This window comes from Sphingomonas sp. SAFR-052 (assembly GCF_051965015.1).
Classification (GTDB): domain Bacteria; phylum Pseudomonadota; class Alphaproteobacteria; order Sphingomonadales; family Sphingomonadaceae; genus Sphingomonas.
The window spans coordinates 273,890-294,743 of sequence record NZ_JBQCMO010000002.1; the positions used below are offsets into that span (position 1 = coordinate 273,890).

The 20,854-nt window shown below is 67.0% G+C and carries 22 protein-coding genes; 9 read left to right on the top strand and 13 right to left on the bottom strand.

The genetic code is table 11. The annotated features are described in order from the left end of the window. Positions 1-111: 111 nt before the first annotated feature. Both ACTHQV_RS04325 and ACTHQV_RS04330 read right to left on the bottom strand, forming a co-directional pair. A complete protein-coding gene (locus ACTHQV_RS04325; RefSeq protein ID WP_440488544.1) occupies positions 112-561 on the bottom strand; it encodes a hypothetical protein in 450 nt (149 codons plus the stop codon). After that, positions 558-1,223 (bottom strand): histidine phosphatase family protein, encoded by a 666-nt coding sequence (locus ACTHQV_RS04330; RefSeq protein ID WP_440488545.1) that lies wholly within the window; start codon positions 1,221-1,223, stop codon positions 558-560. Before ACTHQV_RS04330 ends, ACTHQV_RS04325 begins: the two co-directional genes overlap by 4 nt. Before the next feature lie 131 nt (positions 1,224-1,354). Between ACTHQV_RS04330 and ACTHQV_RS04335 the strand changes: the two genes are divergently transcribed. From ACTHQV_RS04335 to ACTHQV_RS04350, 4 genes are all read left to right on the top strand, one after another. Continuing rightward, on the top strand, positions 1,355-2,014 hold the full coding sequence (locus tag ACTHQV_RS04335) for an outer membrane protein (protein WP_440488546.1): 660 nt from the start codon (positions 1,355-1,357) through the stop codon (positions 2,012-2,014). 163 nt (positions 2,015-2,177) lie between these two features. Then, on the top strand, positions 2,178-3,290 hold the full coding sequence (dnaN, locus tag ACTHQV_RS04340; RefSeq protein WP_440488547.1) for a DNA polymerase III subunit beta: 1,113 nt from the start codon (positions 2,178-2,180) through the stop codon (positions 3,288-3,290). A 204-nt stretch (positions 3,291-3,494) separates the two neighbouring features. Then, positions 3,495-5,378, top strand: coding sequence for a signal peptide peptidase SppA (sppA, locus tag ACTHQV_RS04345; protein WP_440488548.1), 1,884 nt, complete (start codon positions 3,495-3,497; stop codon positions 5,376-5,378). Beyond that, on the top strand, positions 5,375-5,938 hold the full coding sequence (locus ACTHQV_RS04350) for an N-acetyltransferase family protein (RefSeq protein WP_440488549.1): 564 nt from the start codon (positions 5,375-5,377) through the stop codon (positions 5,936-5,938). The genes sppA and ACTHQV_RS04350 overlap by 4 nt, the downstream gene beginning before the upstream one ends. A 236-nt stretch (positions 5,939-6,174) precedes the next feature. Here ACTHQV_RS04350 and ACTHQV_RS04355 read toward each other — a convergent pair whose 3' ends face one another. After that, positions 6,175-6,804, bottom strand: coding sequence for a trimeric intracellular cation channel family protein (locus ACTHQV_RS04355; RefSeq protein WP_440488550.1), 630 nt, complete (start codon positions 6,802-6,804; stop codon positions 6,175-6,177). Between the two features lie 80 nt (positions 6,805-6,884). Between ACTHQV_RS04355 and ACTHQV_RS04360 the strand changes: the two genes are divergently transcribed. Beyond that, complete coding sequence (locus ACTHQV_RS04360; RefSeq protein WP_440488551.1) at positions 6,885-7,541, top strand: YoaK family protein; 657 nt, start codon at positions 6,885-6,887, stop codon at positions 7,539-7,541. Between the two features lie 195 nt (positions 7,542-7,736). On the opposite strand, the gene ACTHQV_RS04365 is transcribed toward ACTHQV_RS04360, so the two are convergent. Further along, positions 7,737-8,111: a response regulator gene (locus tag ACTHQV_RS04365; protein WP_440488552.1), complete on the bottom strand. Its 375-nt coding sequence runs from the start codon at positions 8,109-8,111 to the stop codon at positions 7,737-7,739. Positions 8,112-8,152: 41 nt separating this feature from the next. Here ACTHQV_RS04365 and ACTHQV_RS04370 point away from each other — a divergent pair, with 41 nt between their 5' ends. The 4 genes from ACTHQV_RS04370 to ACTHQV_RS04385 all read left to right on the top strand — a co-directional run bounded on the left by ACTHQV_RS04370 (position 8,153) and on the right by ACTHQV_RS04385 (position 10,576). After that, the gene (locus tag ACTHQV_RS04370) at positions 8,153-8,425 is read left to right on the top strand and encodes a DUF3572 domain-containing protein (protein WP_440488553.1); all 273 of its coding nucleotides are present in this window, start codon (positions 8,153-8,155) and stop codon (positions 8,423-8,425) included. Beyond that, positions 8,422-9,045, top strand: a complete 624-nt coding sequence (locus ACTHQV_RS04375; RefSeq protein WP_440488554.1) for an HAD family hydrolase — start codon at positions 8,422-8,424, stop codon at positions 9,043-9,045. The genes ACTHQV_RS04370 and ACTHQV_RS04375 overlap by 4 nt, the downstream gene beginning before the upstream one ends. 33 nt (positions 9,046-9,078) lie before the next feature. Next, complete coding sequence (locus ACTHQV_RS04380) at positions 9,079-9,543, top strand: RidA family protein (protein WP_055998998.1); 465 nt, start codon at positions 9,079-9,081, stop codon at positions 9,541-9,543. A 199-nt stretch (positions 9,544-9,742) separates the two neighbouring features. Further along, complete coding sequence (locus ACTHQV_RS04385; protein WP_440488555.1) at positions 9,743-10,576, top strand: TorF family putative porin; 834 nt, start codon at positions 9,743-9,745, stop codon at positions 10,574-10,576. Positions 10,577-10,965: 389 nt separating this feature from the next. On the opposite strand, the gene ACTHQV_RS04390 is transcribed toward ACTHQV_RS04385, so the two are convergent. The 9 genes from ACTHQV_RS04390 to ACTHQV_RS04430 all read right to left on the bottom strand — a co-directional run bounded on the left by ACTHQV_RS04390 (position 10,966) and on the right by ACTHQV_RS04430 (position 20,741). Then, positions 10,966-11,367, bottom strand: a complete 402-nt coding sequence (locus tag ACTHQV_RS04390) for a DUF3035 domain-containing protein (protein ID WP_440488556.1) — start codon at positions 11,365-11,367, stop codon at positions 10,966-10,968. Then, positions 11,360-11,863 (bottom strand): signal peptidase II, encoded by a 504-nt coding sequence (lspA, locus tag ACTHQV_RS04395; RefSeq protein WP_345877385.1) that lies wholly within the window; start codon positions 11,861-11,863, stop codon positions 11,360-11,362. Before lspA ends, ACTHQV_RS04390 begins: the two co-directional genes overlap by 8 nt. Beyond that, positions 11,863-14,823, bottom strand: a complete 2,961-nt coding sequence (gene ileS, locus ACTHQV_RS04400; protein WP_440488557.1) for an isoleucine--tRNA ligase — start codon at positions 14,821-14,823, stop codon at positions 11,863-11,865. Before ileS ends, lspA begins: the two co-directional genes overlap by 1 nt. A 432-nt stretch (positions 14,824-15,255) precedes the next feature. Next, complete coding sequence (locus tag ACTHQV_RS04405) at positions 15,256-16,182, bottom strand: bifunctional riboflavin kinase/FAD synthetase (RefSeq protein WP_440488558.1); 927 nt, start codon at positions 16,180-16,182, stop codon at positions 15,256-15,258. Positions 16,183-16,191: 9 nt separating this feature from the next. Next, on the bottom strand, positions 16,192-17,388 hold the full coding sequence (locus ACTHQV_RS04410) for a dipeptidase (RefSeq protein ID WP_440488559.1): 1,197 nt from the start codon (positions 17,386-17,388) through the stop codon (positions 16,192-16,194). A gap of 46 nt (positions 17,389-17,434) precedes the next feature. Further along, complete coding sequence (locus tag ACTHQV_RS04415) at positions 17,435-17,914, bottom strand: dihydrofolate reductase (RefSeq protein ID WP_440488560.1); 480 nt, start codon at positions 17,912-17,914, stop codon at positions 17,435-17,437. Next, positions 17,911-18,705 (bottom strand): thymidylate synthase, encoded by a 795-nt coding sequence (locus ACTHQV_RS04420; protein ID WP_440488561.1) that lies wholly within the window; start codon positions 18,703-18,705, stop codon positions 17,911-17,913. The genes ACTHQV_RS04415 and ACTHQV_RS04420 overlap by 4 nt, the downstream gene beginning before the upstream one ends. 321 nt (positions 18,706-19,026) lie before the next feature. Continuing rightward, positions 19,027-20,391, bottom strand: coding sequence for an ammonium transporter (locus ACTHQV_RS04425; RefSeq protein WP_440488562.1), 1,365 nt, complete (start codon positions 20,389-20,391; stop codon positions 19,027-19,029). An 11-nt stretch (positions 20,392-20,402) separates the two neighbouring features. Beyond that, the gene (locus ACTHQV_RS04430; RefSeq protein WP_056458445.1) at positions 20,403-20,741 is read right to left on the bottom strand and encodes a P-II family nitrogen regulator; all 339 of its coding nucleotides are present in this window, start codon (positions 20,739-20,741) and stop codon (positions 20,403-20,405) included. Between the last annotated feature and the right edge of the window lie 113 nt (positions 20,742-20,854).

The window sequence follows — 20,854 nt, forward strand, 5'->3', positions numbered from 1 at the left end:
GTATGGGTTGCCCCCGGGATCGGCCTTGAGCTGATATCTGCTCTTTCGAGCGCCTCAAGACGGCATGCCGGGGGCCTGATACGTGGTCACTTAGTTGATCGGTCGAAAAAATCAACCCCGCAGGCACCCCAACGCCGCCGCGTCGATCGCGGTCGCCGCGCCTGCCAGCGCATAGACGTCGACGAACGGCGCACCGTTTTCGGCGACGCTCTCGATGCTCATCGACCGTCCGCCGCGCATCGCCGCGACGATCGCGCGGTCGGTGGCGGGGTCGGGGCTCCATGCATCGATCCGCCCGGCCTTCAGTTCGAAACGCCGCTCGCCGATCGCCAGCACCACCCGCGCCCGGTCGTTGCGCGCGCGGCTCAGGCGGACATGGACCTGCCCCCGCGCACCGGCGCCCGGCCAGTTGCCGATGCTGGCGAAGGGTGTTCCGGTACGCCCACGCACCGGGCGGCTGATCGCATAGCAGCGCGTCGGCGCCTCGTCGCGAAACGCGCCCCAGCGGGCGTGGATGCCGATCGCCTGCGGTGCCGTTACCGCCAGCAGCAGCGCGATCAAGCCGGCGCCGCCATCGACGGCCCGCCGCTGCCCAAATGCGCGATCGCCTCGTGCCCGCCCTCGATCAGCGCGATCGACCCTTGCGGCAGATCGGGGGCGACCGGCGCGTCGAACTGCGGCATCACATCGGCGCCCGTCAGCACGCCGCGCAGCACCCGGCTCGACATGCCGTGCATGATGACCAGCCGGTCGCCGGGATCATTGTCGGTATCGCTGGCCCAGGCGCCCACCCGCGCCGCGATCGCGTCATACCATTCGCCACCGGGGGCGGGTCGGCGGTACAGCCGCGCCTCGACATCGAGGAAGTCGGCGTCGGCCCCGGTCAGTTCGTGATAATAGCGCCCCGACCATTCGCCCATGCCGATCTCGACCAGCCGGTCGTCGCGCCGCGCCGAATGCCAGTCGAGTTCGAGATGCTCGGCGATGATCGCCAGCGTCTGCAGCGCGCGGCCGGCACTCGATGCCCACAACGTCAGCTTCGGCTTGGCCCCCAGCAATTCACGCAGCGCCGCGCCCATCGCATCGGCCTGCGCGAAGCCCTTGCGAGTCAGCGGGGTATGCGGGTGATCGCCCTGCATCCGCTGCGCGATATTATACACGGTTTCGCCATGGCGGGCGATGAAGTCGCGTCCCTTGCGGGCGGCGTGGGGATGGGTCGTCATGGTCCTGCTTTCAAGCCCGTGTTGCGCGAATGCAACGGTTTTCGCTGTTTAGGTGAGGTTCATGCAACGCGCGGGCAATGCGTCCATTGAACCCCGGCGCCCATATGGGCGGTGACAATGGAGTTTCGACTATGCGTACCCTCATCCTCGGTCTTGCCGCTGCCGGCACTGCCCTTTCCGCCGCGCCCGCCATGGCGCAGGACGTGAACCCGGCCTTCACCGGTTTCCGCGTCGGCGCGCTCGCCGGTTATGACGGCATCCGTCCGGGCAGCACCCAGGATACCGACCTCGACGGCGACGACCAGACCGTCAACGGCCTGCTCTACGGCGTCGATGCCGGCTACGACTTCGCGCTCAGCAACTTCCTGATCGGTGTCGAGGGTGAGTATACCGGATCGACCGGCAAGGTGGAGACCGCGCGGACCGATCCGAACTTCTTCGGCTTCGGCAGCGTGTCGACCGGCCGCGACCTCTATGTCGGCGCGCGCGCCGGCCTGCTCGTCGCGCCGACCACGCTTGCGTATGTGAAGGGCGGCTACACCAATGCCCGCCTGAACGTACTGGCCAGCGACGGCACCGTCGACAGCCGCGAGAATTTCGAACTGAACGGCTATCGGCTGGGTGCCGGCATCGAACAGGCGATCGGCACGCGCGCCTATGCCAAGCTCGAATACCGCTACTCGAACTACAACAACGCCGACTTCCAGCGCATCGACGGCAGCACGACGTCGCAGTTCGACATCGACACCGACCGGCATCAGGTCGTGGCCGGCGTCGGCATCCGCTTCTGATAAAAGGTTAGCGCGCGTTAACCATGCGCTAACCGTTACGCACGAGGAAGGTCGGAGCGGCTTGCTCCGGCCTTTCTTTGCGCTAGACATGCTGCGTTGATCTAAAGCGGCGCCGGCCGATTCCGCCGGCCCGCGTGCGAGCGCATCCGCGCAGGGGAACATCATGAAGGCGACGATCGAACGCGCGACCCTGTTGAAGGGCCTCAGCCACGTCCAGTCCGTGGTCGAGCGGCGCAATACCATCCCCATCCTGTCGAACGTGCTGATCGAGGCGGGCGAATCGACGCTGCGCCTGATGGCGACCGACCTCGATCTCCAGATCGACGAGACGATTTCGGCGGCGATCGATCAGGCGGGCGCGATCACCGTGTCGGCGCACACGCTGTTCGACATCGCCCGCAAGCTGCCCGAGGGCGCACAGGTCCAATTGTCGGCGGCCGAAGGTCGGCTGACCGTCGTGGCCGGGCGCGCGCGCTTCAGCCTCGCGACGCTGCCGCGCGACGATTTCCCGGTGATTGCCGAGGGCGAGTTGCCGACGCAATTCGAATTGCCCGCGACCACGCTGAAGGCGATCATCGACAAAACGCGCTTTGCGATCTCGACCGAGGAAACGCGCTATTATCTGAACGGTATCTTCCTCCACGTCGCCGAAAATGACGGCAAACCGGTGCTGAAGGCCGCCGCGACCGATGGCCACCGCCTCGCCCGCATGACCGTTGACCGCCCCGAAGGCGCGGAAAAGATGCCCGACGTCATCGTGCCGCGCAAATGCGTCGCCGAACTGCGCAAGTTGCTCGACGAAGTCGACGGTTCGGTCGGCGTGTCGCTGTCGGGCAGCAAGATCCGCTTCGATCTCGGACAGGCGATCCTGACCAGCAAGCTGATCGACGGCACCTTCCCCGATTATTCGCGCGTCATCCCGACCGCGAACGACAAGCTGCTGAAGCTCGACCCGAAAAGCTTCATGGCAGGCGTCGACCGCGTGTCGACCATCGCCACCGAAAAGACCCGCGCGGTCAAGATGGCGCTCGACCGCGACAAGATCACCCTGTCGGTGACGTCGCCCGAAAACGGCGCGGCGGCGGAGGAAGTGCCCGGCGAATATGCCGCGCTCCCGTTCGAGATCGGCTTCAACAGCCGCTATCTGCTCGACATTCTCGGCCAGATCGACAGCGACCTGTGCGAGGTGCACCTGTCGGACGCCGCCGCCCCGACGCTGATCCGCGAGAACGACGCCTCGCCCGCGCTCTATGTGCTGATGCCGATGCGCGTCTGACGCGCTGTCTTTTCGCCGCCAAACACGTCATCCCAGCGCAGGCTGGGATGTTCCGGTGATAGCACGGTCTGTCTGCCGCGAGAGATCCCAGCCTTCGCTGAGATGACGTTTATGGGAAGTCCGTTCGAAGCAGCCGTGCCGACTCCACTTTACTCGGGCCTTCATCCGGCTATTTATCGCTAGACGATAAACGAAGGAATTGCCGTGAAACTGGTCCGGGGTGCGTGGAAGCTGCTGGTCGGGATCAAGGACGCGTTGGTCCTGATCCTGCTGCTGCTGTTCTTCGGCGGTCTGTTCGCTGCCCTATCGAGCCGCCCCAATACGCGGGTGACCGACGGCGCGCTGCTGCTCGACCTGTCGGGATCGATCGTCGAACAACCCGCCGAGGCCGATCCGGTCGCGGTGCTGAGCGGCCAGCCGGTCGCCCAGCAGCTGCGACTTCGCGACGTCGTCCGCGCGCTCGACGCGGCAAAGGGCGATGCCCGGGTCAAGGTCGTGGTGCTCGACCTCGACAAGTTCGCCGGCGGCTATCCCTCCGCGCTGGCCGAGGTCGGCGACGCGGTCGCGCGGGTCCGGGCGTCGGGCAAGCCGGTGCTCGCCTATGCCACGCTCTACACCGATGGCGGCTATCGCATCGCGTCGAACGCCAGCGAGATCTGGGAAAATCCGTTCGGCGGCACGCTGTTCCGCGGCCCCGGCGGGTCGCAACCCTATTACAAGGGGCTGATCGACAAGCTCGGCGTCAACGCCCATGTCTACCGCGTCGGCCAGTTCAAGTCGGCGGTCGAACCCTTCACCCGCGCCGACCAGTCCGAACCCGCGCGTGCCGCCAACCAGGCGCTCTACGGCGCGATCTTCGACCAATGGCGCGCGGCGGTGCAGAAGGCGCGGCCCAAGGCGCAGCTCGACGCCTTCCTGACCCGCCCCGCCGAAACGGTGCAGGCGGCGGGCGGCGACATCGCTCAGGCCAATCTGCGCGGCGGGCTGGTCGACCAGCTCGGCGACCGCATCGCCTTCGGCAACCGCGTCGCCGCGCTGGCGGGCGAGGACAAGGGCAAGGGCGCGGGCAGCTTCCGCACCATCAAGTACGACAACTGGCTGGCGGCGAACCCGGTCCCGACCGGCGGCGACGCGGTCGGCGTCATCACCGTCGCCGGCACGATCGTCGATGGCGAGGCGAAGGCCGGCACGGCGGGCGGCGACACCATCGCCAAGCTGCTGCTCGACGGTCTGGCAACCAAGAACCTCAAGGCACTGGTCGTCCGCGTCGATTCGCCGGGCGGTTCGGTGCTCGCTTCCGAACGCATCCGTCAGGCGATCCTGCAGGCAAAGCAGGTATCGAAGATTCCGGTCGTGATCTCGATGGGCGGCCTCGCCGCATCGGGCGGCTATTGGGTGTCGACGCCGGGCGACGTGATCTTTGCCGAACCCAACACCATCACCGGGTCGATCGGCGTGTTCGGGGTCATCCCGACCTTCGAAAATACCCTCGCCAAGATCGGCGTCACCGCCGACGGCGTCGCCACCACGCCCTTGAGCGGTCAGCCCGACGTGATGCGCGGCACCAGCCCGGCGTTCGACGCGATCATGCAGGGTAATGTCGAGGACATCTATCGCCGTTTCACCGGCCTCGTCGCGGCCTCGCGCAAGTTGACGCCGGAGCGCGTCGATCAGATCGGGCAGGGCCGGGTGTGGGACGGTGGCACCGCGCGGCAACTGGGGCTGGTCGACCGCTTCGGCAATCTGAACGATGCGGTCGCCGAGGCGGCACGTCGCGCGAAGCTCGACCCCGCCAAGGTCCGCGCCGTCTATCTCGACCGCGAACCCTCGGCCTATGAAAAGCTGCTCAAGAGCTTCGCCGACCGGGAGAAGGGCGAGACGACCGATGCCGCCACCGACCTGCTCGGTGCCGCCGCGATCGAACAGCGCGCGCTGATGGCGCAGGCGCTGGGCGATGCCCGGCGGATGCTGACCGCGCGTACGGGCGTGCAGGCGCGCTGTCTCGAATGTGCCGGGCTGGGGCCGGTCGCGCCGTCGGCCGAGGATGCGTCGCTGTTCGACCTGATCGTGGCGCGGCTGTTCTCATGATCGCGATCCGCGCCGCCCGGCCCGAGGACGCCGCCGCGATATCGGCGATCTATGCGCCCTATGTGCTGGGCGGCACGGTATCGTTCGAAACCGAGGCGCCCGACACCCGCGCGATCCGCCACCGCATGGCCGCCAGCGACGGCTTCTATCCATGGCTGGTCGCGACCACCGGCGAGGCGGATGGCGACGCGGTGCTCGGCTATGCCTATGCGACGAAATTCCGCGAACGGCCCGCCTATCGCTATGTCGTCGAAACCTCGATCTACATGGCCGGCAGCGCGCAGCAGAAGGGGACCGGCCGCCTGTTGTACGAGGCACTGATCGACACGCTGCGCGCACAGGGCTTTACCCAGGCGATCGGCGTGTTGTCGCTCCCCAACGACGCCTCGATCACCCTGCACGAAGCGGTCGGCTTCCGCCGCGCCGGCGTCTACCGCGAAGTCGGCTTCAAACAGGGCCGCTGGATCGATGTCGGCTTCTGGCAATGCCGGCTGAACGACGGCACCGTGCCGCCGAAGGAACCGCGGGCGTTTCGCGAGGTCGGAGTGGTCCGGGGGTAGACCTTACACGGCCCCCGTCCAATTCCCGTTCGGTTCGAGCGTTCGTCCCCCCCAACCGTTCGGTTCGAGCAGCTTCGAGCGAAGTCGAGAAGCGTCCGTCGAGAACGCCTCTCTTGGGGCAACCCCTTCTCGACTGCGGTTCTCGACAAGCTCGAACCTGCGCTCGAAGCGAACGGGCGGGGTGGAGGGGGAGGGAAGAGCCCGGATAAGACGCCGGCCACAACGCCTCCATCCCCCTAACGCTTCCCCCGATACGCCGGCAGCGCGATCCGGAACCGGATCGCCGCCCCCCGCAGCGCGAAGCCCGCCGTCGCCGCCGGCAGCGCCGCCACGAACGGCGGCAGCCCCAGCGCCACCAGCACCACATGCAGCCCCGCCGCCAGCGCCGCCGCCGTCACATACAGCTCCGGCCGCATCAGGATCGACGGCACCCCGGCCAGCACGTCGCGCAATATCCCGCCGACGCACGCGGTCAGCACCCCCATCACCGCCGCCTGCAGCGGCGGCACGCCATAGGTCAGCGCCTTGGCCGCGCCGAACACGCCATAGGCCGCTAGCCCCGCCGCATCGAGCCAGTCGAGCGCCTTGTCGCGCCACCAATGTTCGGGGGTGATCCACACCAGCATCGCCATGCCGACACAGATGCCCGCGACCGGCGATCCATGCACCCAGAACACCGGCGCTCCGATCAGCAGGTCGCGGACCGTCCCGCCCCCGACTCCCGTAATCAGCGCAAAGAAGGCGGCGGTGACGAAGGTCTGCGCCGCACGCGTCGCCGCCAGCGCCCCCGACGCGGCGAACACCGCGATACCGAGCATGTCGAGCGCGCCGAGCATCTGCCCCAGCGCCAGCGGAGAAGGAACCATGGCGCCTCGCTAACGTACGGCAAGGCGGGTGGCGAGGGGGTGCTTGCCGCGCCACCGTTCGATCGGGCACAAGGAATTCCATGCGACGCCTGTCCTCCGCCGCCACGCTTACCACCGTCCTGTTGGCTGCCCTTGCCGGTACCGTCGATGCGCTGGCATTCAGCGGCCTTGGCGGCTTCTTCGCCTCGTTCATGAGCGGCAATTCGACGCGGTTCGGCGTCGGCCTCGCCCATGGCTGGGATTACACTGCCGCGACCGCTGCCGCGCTGGTGCTGGCATTCGTCGCCGGGGCGATGCTCGGCACCATCGCCGGCGCGGCGGCGGCCGAGCGGCTGCGGCCGGGGCGGCGGGCCGAGGCGGTGATGGGGCTCGTCACGCTGATGCTGGCGATCGGCGCGGCGATGGCTGCCTTCGCACCGCTGACGCTGGCCATCCTGATGCTCGCAGCGGCGATGGGCGCGCAGAACGGCGTGGTCGCCCCCGATGGCGAGGTGCGCATTGGCCTGACCTACATGACCGGCACGCTGGTCCGCATCGGCCAGCGCCTCGCCCGCCGCCTGCTCGGCGACCGCTCGGCACCCGGCCTGCGCCGCGACGTGCTGTTGTGGCTCGGCTTCGTCGCCGGGGTGACGCTCGGCGCGCTCGGCTGGAACTGGCTGGGGCTGGCGGCGCTATGGGTCGTCGCCGCGCTGTCGGCACTGCTGACGATGCTCGTCGCGAGGGTCGAGTTGCAATAGCCGCTTCGACGCCACCCGTCTCTTACCCGTTCGGTTCGAGCAGCTTCGAGCTTGTCGAGAAGCGTCCGTCGAGAACGGATAGCGTGGGGCACTCCCTTCTCGACTACGGTTCTCGACAAGCTCGAACCTCCGCTCGAAGCGAACGGCTGGGGCTGGGGCTGGAGCAGGGGCTGGGGACGGGCAGAAAACCTAAGCCTACCCCTCCGCCGGCAACAACCCGCGCACCTCGCCGATGAACCGCACCACCGAGATCGGCTTCGTCACATAGGAATTGGCCCCCGCCGCGCGCACCCGGTCTTCGTCGTCGCGCCCCGAATAGGCCGTGACCGCCATGATCGGGATCGTCCTGAGCCGCATATCGCCCTTCAGCATCGTGATGAGCTCCAAGCCCGTCATGTGCGGCAGCTGGATATCGGTAATGATGAGGTCGGGCGAAAAGCCGCGCGCCCGCGTCACCGCCTCGCGCCCGTCGCGGACCGGTTCGGTGTCATAGCCATGCGCACGCAGCAGGTCGCAGAACAGCTTCAGGTTCAGTTCGTTGTCCTCGACAACGAGTACCCTTTTTGCCACGCGCGTTGCATCCTTTGATGATCGTGGGGACGGTGTAGGCGATGCGGCGGCACGAGACAAATCAAGACGCAGCAACATTGGCTTTACAGGCACTTGGCTGGATTATCGGCGACGAGACGCGCGCGACGCGCTTCCTCGCGCTGACCGGCATCGAGCCTGCCGACCTGCGCGCGCGGGCCGGACAGCCTGCATTCCTCGCGCAGGTGCTCGCCCATCTCGAGACGTACGAACCCGATCTGATCGCCTGTGCCGATGCGCTGGGCGTGCCGCCTGCTGCGTTGGTGAGCGCACGTACCGAATTGGAGAATGCATGAAACCGCTGCTCATCACCGATTGCGACGAAGTCCTGCTGCACATGGTCCGCCATTTCGGCACCTGGTTGAACGACGCGCACGCCATCGATTTTCGCATGCAGGGCGGCGACTTCGCCAACGCCATGACCCGCGCCGATGGCAGCGTGCTCGAACGCGAGGAAATGTGGGGCCTGCTCGACGGCTTCTTCCCCGGCGAGATGGCGCGCCAGACGCTGGTCCCGCACGCGCGCGAGGCGCTGGCGGCGCTTGCCGAACAGGCCGATATCGTCGTGCTCACCAATTTGCAGGATCATTGCCGCACCCACCGCGTCGACCAGCTGGCGGCGCACGGCATCGCCCACCGCGTCGAATGCAATCAGGGGGGCAAGGGCCCGCCGGTCGCGCGGCTGGTCGCCGAATACGCCCCCAGCGTCACCGTCTTCGTCGACGACCTGGCGGTCCATCACCAGTCGGTCGCCGATACCGCACCGGAGGTGTTCCGCCTGCACATGGTGTCCGAACCCGACCTCGCCGTCCATGTCGCTCCGGCACCCGCCGCCCATGCCCGCATCGACGACTGGGTAGAGGCACAGCAATGGATCGAGGCCCGCTTCGCCGAAGGGCGCGGTGCGCAGGCTTGACCTCGTCCCCGATCAACGGAAAGGAACGCAACCATGGCATATGACATCCCCGCAAAGCTGGCCGAACGCGGCCTTTCGCTCCCCGCCGCCGCCGCCCCGGTCGCCGCCTATGTCCCGGCGGTCGAGGCCGGCGGGCTGCTCCACCTGTCGGGCCAGCTGCCCTTCGAGGACGGCAATCTGATGACCGGCCGCGCCGGCGAAGACCGCGACCTCGCCTATGCGACCAGCGCCGCCCAGAAATGCGCGCTGATGATCCTCGCCCAGGCCGAAAAGGCGCTGGGCAGCCTCGACCGAATCGAGCGCGTCGTGAAGCTCGGCGTGTTCGTCAATTCGGCCGGCAGCTTCACCGACCAGCCCAAGGTCGCCAACGGCGCATCGGAACTGATGGTCGAGCTGTTTGGCGATGCCGGCCGCCACGCCCGCAGCGCGGTCGGCGTGCCCGTCCTGCCGCTTGGCGCCGTGGTCGAAATCGACGCGATCCTCGCCATTCGCGCGTAAGCTCTCCAACCCCCGCTGTTGCGATCGCGCAACAGCGGGGGTTTCGTCTGTGTCGTACAGGCAATTTCCGTTGTGCGCCGCGGCACGCTGGGACATATTCGGTCGCAGGGCGTCAGACCGCACGGACCGGCAAGGTCCACCGAATCGCGGCGACGTTCGAACGCAGGAGAATCACCACGGAACCTAGAAAGGGTTTACGATGCGATTCTCGACCTTGATCCCGGCCGCCATCCTGGCCGCCACCACCGCGGTGCCTGCCTTTGCGCAGGAAGAAACCGCTCCGCCCGAACCGATCACCATCAGCGGCAGCGCCTCGGTCGCGTCCGACTATCGCTTCCGCGGCGTGTCGCAGAGCGACAAGAACGTGGCAGTGCAGGGCGGCATCACCATCGCCCATGAAAGCGGCGTCTATATCGGCACTTGGGGCTCGAACCTCGCCGGCTGGGGCACGTTCGGCGGCGCGAACCTCGAACTCGATCTGATCGCGGGCTACAAGAAGACCTTCGGCACCGCGACCGTCGATGCCGGCGTCACCTGGTACACCTATCCGGGCGGTGCCGACGAAACCGACGTCGTCGAATTCTATGGCAAGCTGTCGGGCACCGCCGGTCCCGCCACGCTGACCGCCGGCGTGTTCTATGCGCCCAAGCAGACCTCGCTCGGGTACTTCACCGCCTCGGCCACCCCGCTGGTCGAAGGGGACGGCAGCCGCCAGAAGAACCTGTACCTCTCGGGCGACGCCGCCGCCGGCATCCCCGAAACCCCGGTGACGCTGAAGGCGCATATCGGCTATTCGGACGGCAATCCCGGCCTCGGCCCCAACGGCACCAGCCTCGCGCCCACCGGCAAATATTGGGACTGGCTGATCGGTGCCGACTATACCTACAAGAATCTGACGCTCGGCGTCGCCTATGTCGATACCGACATCTCGCGCGCCGAATCGGCCTATCTCCAACCGAATTTCAGCAAGACCACCAACGGCAGCCCGATCGCGGCGAGCACGGTGGTGGTATCGCTGACCGCGGCGTTCTGATCGGGGGCGGGCGGAACGCCGCCCGCCAACCGGACTGCGGTCCATCCCGACGTCATCCCAGCGCAGGTTGGGATCTCCTGCGGATAGCAGGACACCCTTGTCCCGGGAGACCCCAGCCTGCGCTGGGGTGACGTTGCTGGTCGGGGTGAAACACAGGTTCGCAAGCGGCCTTTGGCACCTTCCGTCATCCCGTTCGGTTCGAGCAGCTTCGAGCTTGTCGAGAAGCGTCTGTCGAGAACGAGGTCGTTCAGGGCAACCCCTTCTCGACTACGGTTCTCGACAGGCTCGAACCTCCGCTCGAAGCGAACGGGGTGGAGGGTAAGAGGACAAAAAAAGGCCGGCCACCACCTCGGGTGACCGGCCTTTCCCGTATCTGCAAACCCCACCCCTTACGGCGTGGTCGTCCGCGCCGTCTGCCCGTCACCCGCCGGCGCCGCGATAATGTCGCGCGTCGTCGCACCCTTGTCGACCACATTGGTATTCGGATCGGCCACGCCCGACCGGATGCCGGTATCGGCGTCGGCATTGCCCGCCTGTTCCAGCGTCAGCCGCTCGGTCGCGCTGCGCGGGGCCGGGCCGCCGAATAGCGCCTGCATCGCCTGCGTCGACGCGGCGGTATCCTGCGGACGCGCCGCGCCCGGCTGCGGCGGGACCAGCGAATAATCGGGCGGGATCACCAGCGGCGCCTGCCGTGCGACCGCGAATTCGTCGGGGCGCGTGCGGTTGAGGGCATTGCCCTGACACCCGGCGAGGAGCAGGCCCAGGCTGCCGAGAATGATGAAGTTACGCATTGGCCTTCTCCACAGGAACATCGGTCTTCGGCTTGGGCGTGAACAATGCCCGGACGAGCAGGATCACGACGCCGATCGAAATCGCCGCATCGGCGATGTTGAATACCAGAAACAGGCTGTAGCCGAAAACATGCAGGTCGGCATAATCGACGACATAGCCGAAGCGCACCCGGTCGACGATATTGCCCAGCGCCCCACCCAGCACCAGCCCCAGCCCGATCAGCTCGGGCTTCTGCGTCTCGCGCCGGATCCACACCGCCACCCCGGTCGCGATCAGCGCGGTCATCGCCACCAATGCCCAGCGTGCGGTCTCGCTCCCCGCCTGCAACAGCCCCAGCGACACGCCGAAATTCTGCACGAAGCGCAGCGTGAAGATCGGCAGCACGTTCAGCTCGGCGCCCGGATAGTCGATGCCCATCGGCCCGGTGACCCAGTATTTCACCAGCTGGTCGACCGCGAAGACGAGCAGCGCGATCCCGATCGCCATCTTTCGCATCACGCCACCACCTTCGCGCATCGCCCGCACAGATCGCCGTCGGTCGCGACATCGGGCAGATGCCGCCAGCAGCGCCCGCACTTCGCTTCCCCGGTCCGCGTCACCGCGATCTCGCCATCGCTCTGCGTGACTTTCGCCACGATGAACAGCTCGGCCAGTTCGTCGGCCGGCAGCGGCAGCGTCGGCACGGTGACCTCGGCCTCCAGGCTCGAGCGCACCGTCTTCGCGCGGCGCAGCGGCTCGATCGCCTCGGTCACCTGCTGGCGCAGTCGCCGCACATCGGCCCATTCGGTGCCGAGCGGCTGGTCGGCGGGCAGCTGCGGCAGTTCGGGCCATTCGAGCAGATGCACCGACCCGTCCTCGCTCGGGAACCGCGCCTGCCAAACCTCTTCCGCCGTGAACGCCAGGATCGGTGCGGCATAGCGGACCAGTGCGTGGAACAGCACGTCCAGCACCGTCCGATACGCCCGCCGCCGCACGTCACCCTCCGCATCGCAATAGAGCGAATCCTTGCGGATATCGAAGAAGAACGCCGACAGATCTTCGTTGGCGAAATCGGTCAGCGCGCGGGCATAGCGGTTGAACTCGAACGCTTCCGCCGCACTGCGCAACTCGGTGTCGAGCTGCCCCAGCAGATGCAGGACATAGCGTTCCAGCCCCGGCATCTCCGCGACCGGCACCCGTTCGTCGTCGCTGAATCCGTCGAGCGCGCCCAGCATATAGCGGAACGTGTTGCGCAGCTTGCGATAGGTATCGCCGGTGCCGGCCAGCACTTCCTTGCCGATCCGCACATCCTCGAAATAATCGGTTTGCGCGACCCACAGCCGGAGGATATCCGCGCCCGATTCGCCGATCACCTTCAACGGATCGACGACATTGCCGAGCGATTTCGACATCTTCCGGCCATTGCCGTCGAGTGCGAAGCCATGGGTCAGCACCGCCTTGTACGGTGCCTGCCCCCGTGTGCCCGAACTTTCCAGCAGCGACGACTGGAACCAGCCGCGATGCTGGTCCGACCCTTCGAGATACAGGTCGGCGCGCGTGCCCTCGCCGAAGCGCTTCTCGATGGTGAACACATGGGTGCAGCCCGAATCGAACCACACATCGAGAATGTCGGTGACGACCTCATAGTCGGCGAGGTCGTAATCGGACCCAAGCAGCGCCTGATGATCGGCCGCATACCACGCATCGGCCCCGCCCTCGCGGAAGGCGGCCAGGATGCGCTCGTTCACGGCCGGATCGCGCAAATAATCGCCGGTCGCCCGGTTGACGTACAGCGCGATCGGCACGCCCCAAGCGCGCTGCCGGCTGATGACCCAATCCGGCCGCCCCGACACCATCGCCCCGATCCGGTTGCGCCCCTTCTCCGGCACGAACCGCGTATGCGCGATCGCATCCATCGCGATTTCACGCAACGTAGCGCCATTCCCCTCCCTCTCCCCTTCAGGGGAGAGGGTCGGGGAGAGGGGAAGTGCGGAGAGGTTGGTCACATCGAGCAACGGGTCACCCGACACCCCCTCTCCCAACCCTCTCCCCTGAAGGGGAGAGGGCTTAGAAGAAGGCCGGTCCATCGGAATGAACCACTGCGGCGTAGCCCGGAAAATCACCTTCGCCTTCGACCGCCAGCTATGCGGATAGCTGTGCGCAAAGTCGTCCGACGCCGCCAGCAGCGCGCCCGCCTCGCGCAGGTCGCGACAGATCGGCCCTTCCTCCAGCTTGCCGCCACGCCCAGCGGCAACGAATTTCGGGTTGATGACGCTGCCTTCGCCGCCCAGCCACGCCCAGTCGTCACGATAGCGCCCATCGCCCTGCACAGCGAACACCGGCTCGATGCCGTGCGCCTTGCACAGCTCGAAATCGTCCTCGCCATGGTCGGGCGCCATATGGACCAGCCCGGTCCCGGCATCGGTCGTGACGAAGTCGCCCGGCAGCAGCGGACGGGGCTTGGCAAAGAACCCGCCGCGCGCGTGCATCGGATGGCGGGCCGTCGCGCCGGCAAGGTCGGAGCCCTTACCAGACCAGTGTTCGGAGATGGCCGTGAAACCAAGACGCCTTTGAGTAGCCGGTATCAATTCCCGAGCAATCAATAGCTTCTTGTCCGAGACTGCGTCCGAATTCTCGAACGAAGCGTCGGTAAGCTCGCGCCCATAGCTAGGCGTCAGTAGGACGTACTCAACGTCCGGTCCGTAGGCCAGCGCCTGGTTAACCGGAATGGTCCAGGGAGTAGTAGTCCAGATTACGGCGTAGGCACCTACCAACCAAGGCGAATTCGGCGCATCGACAATCTCGAATGCCACGTCAATTTGAGTGGAAACGACATCCTCATATTCGACCTCGGCCTCGGCCAGCGCGGTCTTTTCGACCGGCGACCACATCACCGGCTTGGCCCCGCGATACAGTTGCCCGCTCATCGCGAACTTCAGCAATTCCTCGGCGATCGTCGCCTCGGCGTCGAACTTCATGGTCAGATACGGGTCGTCCCAGTCGCCCATGATGCCAAGGCGCTGGAACTGGCCCTTCTGCACATCGACCCATTTGGCGGCATAGGCGCGGCATTCGGCGCGGAACTCGGCCGGCGGCACTTCGTCCTTGTTGCGCTTCTTGGCGCGATACGCCTCCTCGATCTTCCATTCGATCGGCAGGCCGTGACAGTCCCAGCCCGGGATGTACGGCGCGTCCTTGCCCATCAGCGACTGGGTGCGGACGACGATGTCCTTGAGCACCTTGTTCATCGCATGGCCCATATGGATGTCGCCATTGGCGTAGGGTGGGCCGTCGTGCAGCAGGAAGCGTTCGCGCCCCGCGCGTTCGGCGCGCAGCCGCTCGTACAGCCCGATCCGCGCCCAGCGATCGAGGATCGCCGGTTCCTTGGCGGCAAGGCCCGCCTTCATCGGGAAGTCGGTCTTCGGCAGGAAGACGGTGTCGCGCCAGTCGCGCGTGGTGTCGGGCGTATCGGTCATAGGAGCGCCCGCGATTAGCCCATGCCGCGCCGCTACGCCAGCGGCTCCTATCGCGGTAATGGCGGGCGCTTTCCTACACCGGGCCAGCCGGTCAGACTGGTCAGGTTCTTTGCATCGTCGATCGCCCCTGCCATGTCGGACAGAAAATGTTCGCGCAAAGGCGCAAAGGGGTCGCGTCCGGGCAGGTGTCCCGCGATCGGGAGACCCTGTCGCCCGCGCAAACAACGAACGACCGCTGAGGCGGCCGGGATCGCCCGGAACGCAACCCCTTCGCGTCATTGGCGCCTTCGCGCGAGCCCAATCTCTTCTTCCGACCGCGCCACCAACTTAAGCGCCCGAAAGTGACAGCCCAACCCGCTAAGCTACTGAAAAAACAGAAACGAACGCCCCGATTCAAACCAAGAACCGGGTCACCTTCGCCAACTTCCGCCGCTACCCCAGCACCGCCCGTGCGTGTTCGCAATCCAGCGCCATCTGCACCTTCAGCGCATCGAGCGACTCGAACTTCGCCTCCGCCCGCAGATAGTCGATCAACGCGACCTCAATCGTCTGCCCGTACAGATCGCCCGAGAAATCAAAGAAATACGGCTCGAGCAGCTCGACGGGCTCGCCCGCGATCGTCGGCCGGATGCCCAGATTCGCCGCACCCTTCAGCACCCGCCCATCGGGCAACCGCCCGGTCACCGCATAGATGCCGTATGCCGGCCGCAGATACTTGCCCATCGACAAGTTGGCGGTCGGATAGCCAAGTTGCCGCCCCAGCTGCGCGCCCGGTTCGACCACCCCCTCGACCGCGAACGGCCGGGTCAGCATCGCCGCCGCCTCGCGCGGGCGCCCTTCCCGCAGCGCATCGCGGATGCGCGACGACGACACCACCGCCTGTCCGTCATCGACCGGCGCGACCGTCTCGGCGGTGAAGCCATATCGCTCCCCCAGCGCCTTCAGCACCGCAACGTCGCCGCTCCGCCCCTTGCCGAAGGTGAAGTCGGTGCCGGTGACGACCCCCACCGCCCCGGCCATGCCCGCCAGCCGTTCGGCGGCGAACGCCTCAGCCGACAGCCCGGCCAGCGCCGCATCGAATCCGAACACCAGCATCGCATCGGCCCCGGCCGCCGCGAACAGCCGCTCGCGCTGGTCGAGATTGGTCAGCCGGAACGGCGGCAGGTGCGGCTGGAAATAGCGGCGCGGATGCGGGTCGAACGTCGCGACGATCGCCGGCCGCCCCTCGGCCCGCGCGCGCGCGACGACGCGGGCGACCACCGCCTGGTGCCCGGCATGGAAGCCGTCGAAATTGCCGAGCGCGACGATCCCCCCGCGCATCGCCGCCGGAATCACCGCGCCTCCGTCGAGACGCTGCATCGCCGCCCCCTAGCGTCCGGCGCGCGCCGACGAAAGGGGCTGCAAGCCGGCGCGCAGCAGCCGCAGCGCGTTGCCGCCCATGACCTTACCGATCTCGCCCTCGCTCAAACCCTGCGCGCGCAGCGCCTCGGCGACCAGCGCGACCCATGCGGTATCGAACCCGGTCGTCACCGCCCCGTCGAAATCGGACCCCAAAGCGACATGATCGATCCCGGCGATGGCGCGGACATGGATGATCGCGCGGGCGATCGCCTGCGGATCGGTCGAACACACCGCGCCCGGCCAGTATCCGATGCCGACGACCCCGCCGGTGCGGGCGATACCGCGCACCTCGGCATCGGTCAGGTTGCGGTTGACCCGGCACGTCGCCTTCACCCCGCCGTGGCTCGACACCACCGGCCGCTTTGCCACCGCCAGCACATCGGCCAGCGCGGCGTGGCTGGCATGGGCGACGTCGACGATCATGCCCATCGCCTCCATCCGCGCGACCACCTGTCGCCCGAACGGCGTCAGCCCGCGCTTCGCCACGCCGTGCATCGATCCGGCGACCTCGTTGTCGTAGAAATGGGTCAGCCCGGCCATGCGGAACCCGCTGCGATACAGCCGGTCGAGATTGCCGAGATTGCCCTCCAGCCCGTTCAGCCCCTCGATCGACAGCATGCCGCCGACCGGTCGCACCGGCCCGCCCGCCGCCCGCGCCGCTAGCAGCGCGTCGAGCTCACCGGGGCTGGTCACCACCCGCAGCTGCCCGCCCGACGCCTTGGCCGCGCGCCTGAGCCGGGTGGCGTGCCACAGCGACCGGTTGAGCAGCGACCCCCAGGTCCTGACCGGCTGCAACTGCGCGATCACCAGCGGGGTGATATTGTCGCTGTTCGCGTCGTTCGCATCGTAATTCTGCTCGCGCGGCGTCTTCGTCACCGACGAAAAGATCTGCAGCGCGACATTGCCCTCCTGCAATCGCGGCAGGTCGACCTGTCCGCGCGTCGCCCGCGTCAGCAGGTCGCGCGACCACAGCAGCGTGTCGGCATGCAGGTCTACGATCGGCGCGGCAAAGCTCGGTCGTGGCGGGGTCGCCATCCGCTGCGCCAGCGCCGCAGACGGCTCGACCTTGTTCATCGATCGCTCGACGATGCCCGGCGCCAGCGAGAAGAAGGCAGCCGCCAGAACCGCGAGCAACGCGACGCCCCACCAAACCGCCTTGCGCATCCGTCGTTTAGCCCCCGCAGCACCGGACTCGGCGCCGATCCGTCCCTTACGCGGTCGTGGCCGGACGGAGCAACGTGACGAAGCTGTACGCCGGACGATCTGCCGCCGCACTGTGGTCCTCGCGCCACGCTTCGTGCCAGCCGGTAAAGGGCGGCACCACCGCATCGCCTGCGGGGGCAGCATGGACCTCGGTCAGCTCGACCCGCTGGATCCGCGGCAGCAGCAGCGCGAAGATCTCCGCGCCGCCGATCACCGCCGCTTGCGGACCGGCCAACGCCAGCGCCGACTCGGCGTCGTGCGCGACCTCTGCCCCCGCCGCCCGCCAGTCGCTGTCGCGGGTCAGGACGATGTGGCGGCGACCCGGCAGCGGCGAGGGGAAACTCTCGAACGTCTTGCGCCCCATCACCATCGCCCGACCCATGGTCAGCGCCTTGAACCGCTTGAGATCGGCGGGCAGGTGCCAAGGCAGTCGCCCGTCGACACCGATCACGCCATTGTCGGCGCGGGCTAGGATCGCTTCGATCATATCGCCACCGCCGCCTTGATATGCGGTTGCGCGACATAATCGTGCAGCACGAAATCCTCGAGCTGGTAACCGTCGATCGCATCCGGCTTCCGGGCGATCTCCAACCGGGGTAGCGCGCCGGGCGTACGGCTCAACTGTTCGCGCGCCTGATCGAGATGGTTTTCGTACAGGTGGCAATCGCCACCGGTCCAGATGAACTCTCCGACCGCCAGATCGCATTGCTGCGCCAGCATGTGCGTCAGCAGCGCATAGCTCGCGATATTGAACGGCACGCCCAGAAAGATGTCGGCGCTGCGCTGATACAGCTGCAACGACAGCCGACCGTTCGCAACATGGGTCTGGAACAGGCAGTGGCACGGGGACAGCGCCATCGCCTGCAGCTCGCCCGGGTTCCACGCGGTCACGATCTGCCGGCGCGACGCGGGATTGGTCCGGATGGTGTGGATCAGCTCGGCGATCTGGTCGATATGCCGCCCGTCCGCCGCCGCCCAGTCGCGCCACTGCTTGCCATAGACCGGACCCAGATCACCGTTCTGGTCGGCCCATTCGTCCCAGATGCTCACCCGCTGCTCCTGCAACCAGCGCACATTGGTATCGCCGCGCAGGAACCACAGCAGCTCGACGATGATCGATCGAAGATGCAGCTTCTTGGTCGTCAGCACAGGGAACCCGGCGGACAGGTCGAAGCGCATCTGGTGCCCGAACACCGACCGGGTGCCGACCCCGGTCCGGTCATCGGTCGGTACGCCGTGGTCGAGAGCGCGTTGCATGAGGTCGAGATAGGGCGTCATGGCGGTCGTCTTAGGCTGCAAAGCAGAAGAAGGAAAAGGGGTTCGCGCGGAGGCGCGGAGGCGCGGAGGAGTTGCGGTTTCCGAACCGTCCCCCGCGCCAGCGGCCTCATTCCTCGCTGCAACCGGACGGACCGATAGCGCTGACGCGCAACCGCTCCCCGAACGCAACCCCTCCGCGTCTCCGCGCCTCCGCGTGAACCCCCTTCTTCTTCTGCCAAAAAAAGGGCCGATGCGTTTCCGCACCGGCCCAGGGGTTTTCCGCAGGAGGAAAGTGGTGACCGGGCGGCAGGGGACTAGGCCGCCGCCCGGAAGAGGAGAAACTCAGTAGTTGTACGCGCGCTCGCCATGCTCGCCGAGGTCGAGACCTTCCAGTTCGACTTCCTTCGAGACCCGGCCGCCGGTCAGCGCCTTGGCGACGAACCATGCGATCGCGGTGCCGACCGAGGCCCAGACGATGGTGACCAGCACCGCGAACACCTGCACGCCGAGCTTGGCGCCCATGTCGTAGTCGGCCGCACCGGGACCGCCGAGCGACGGGGCATAGACGACCGCGGTACCGATCGCGCCGATGATCCCGCCGACGCCGTGGATGCCGAACGCATCGAGCGAGTCGTCATAGCCGAGCTTCGGCTTCACCACGGTCACCGCGAAGAAGCAGACGACCGAAGCGACGGCACCCAGCACGATGGCACCGAACGGCCCCGAATTGCCCGCCGCCGGGGTCACCGCGACCAGACCGGCGATGATGCCCGAGCAGAAGCCCAGCGCCGAACCCTTATGCCCCGAGAACTTCTCGGCCAGCATCCAGAACAGCCCGGCCGAAGCGGTGGCGACGAAGGTGTTGATCATCGCCAGACCCGCGGTGCCGTTGGCTTCCAGCGCCGAGCCGGCGTTGAAGCCGAACCAGCCCACCCACAGCAGACCGGTGCCGACCATGGTCAGCGTCAGCGAATGCGGCGCCATGCGCTCGGTCGGGAACCCGATCCGCTTGCCGAGCAGGATGGCAAGCACCAGCGACGACACGCCGGCATTTATGTGGACGACGGTGCCACCGGCAAAGTCGAGCGCACCCGCCTTGAAGAAATAGCCGCTCGCCGCCCACACCATGTGCGCGATCGGCAGATAGGTGATCGTCAGCCACACCGCCGCGAACGCGATCACCGCCGAGAACTTGATGCGCTCGACCACCGATCCCAGCACCAGCGCGATGGTGATGGCGGCAAAGGTCATCTGGAAGCAGATGAAAACATATTCCGGGATTTCGACGCCGGCGGTGAAGGTCGCCGCCTGCGACGCGGCGGTGACGCCCGCCAGGAACGCCTTGCCCGGGCTGGAGATGAAGTTCGACAGCGTCGCGTTGGTCACGTCGGGACCGAAGGCCAGCGAATAACCGTACATCACCCAGATGAGCATCGCGAGCGACGCGACAGCGCCGATCTGCGTCATCACCGACAGCATGTTCTTGGTCCGGGTCAGACCGCCATAGAACAGCGCGAGGCCGGGAACGATCATCATCAGCACGAGGACGGTCGACACCATCATCCACGCCGTGTCGCCCTTGTTCACCGTCGCGACCGGCGCGGCGGCGGCGGCCGGCGCCTGCAGCGCGGCGTCCTGTGCCCAGGCGGGCAGCGCGGCGAACAGGCTCAGTGCCGCGCCCGCCATCAATTTCTTCGGATGTTGCATGACGCCCCCCATCACAGCGCGGTCAGGTCGGTTTCGCCGGTGCGGATGCGCACCGCCTGTCCGACGTCGAGAACGAAGATCTTGCCATCGCCGATCGCGCCGGTGTTGGCGGCGGCCTGCACCGCTTCGACGACGCGCGCGGCGATGTCGCTGTCGCACACGACCTCGATCTTGATCTTGGGCACCATGTTGGTGCTGTATTCCGCGCCGCGATAGATTTCGGTCTGGCCCTTTTGCCGGCCGAACCCCTTGACCTCGGTCACGGTCATGCCCGCGACACCGATCTCGGTCAGTGCCTCGCGTACCTCATCCAGCTTGAACGGCTTGATGATGGCGATGACTAATTTCATGTCGCCCCCTCGTCGCATGATTGCTCGAGGAATAGCTTCGCAACCTCCATGCCAAATCGCATTCGGCCCGTTTTCGATGACTTATCGGACGGTCATCATCGTTACCAAGCGGT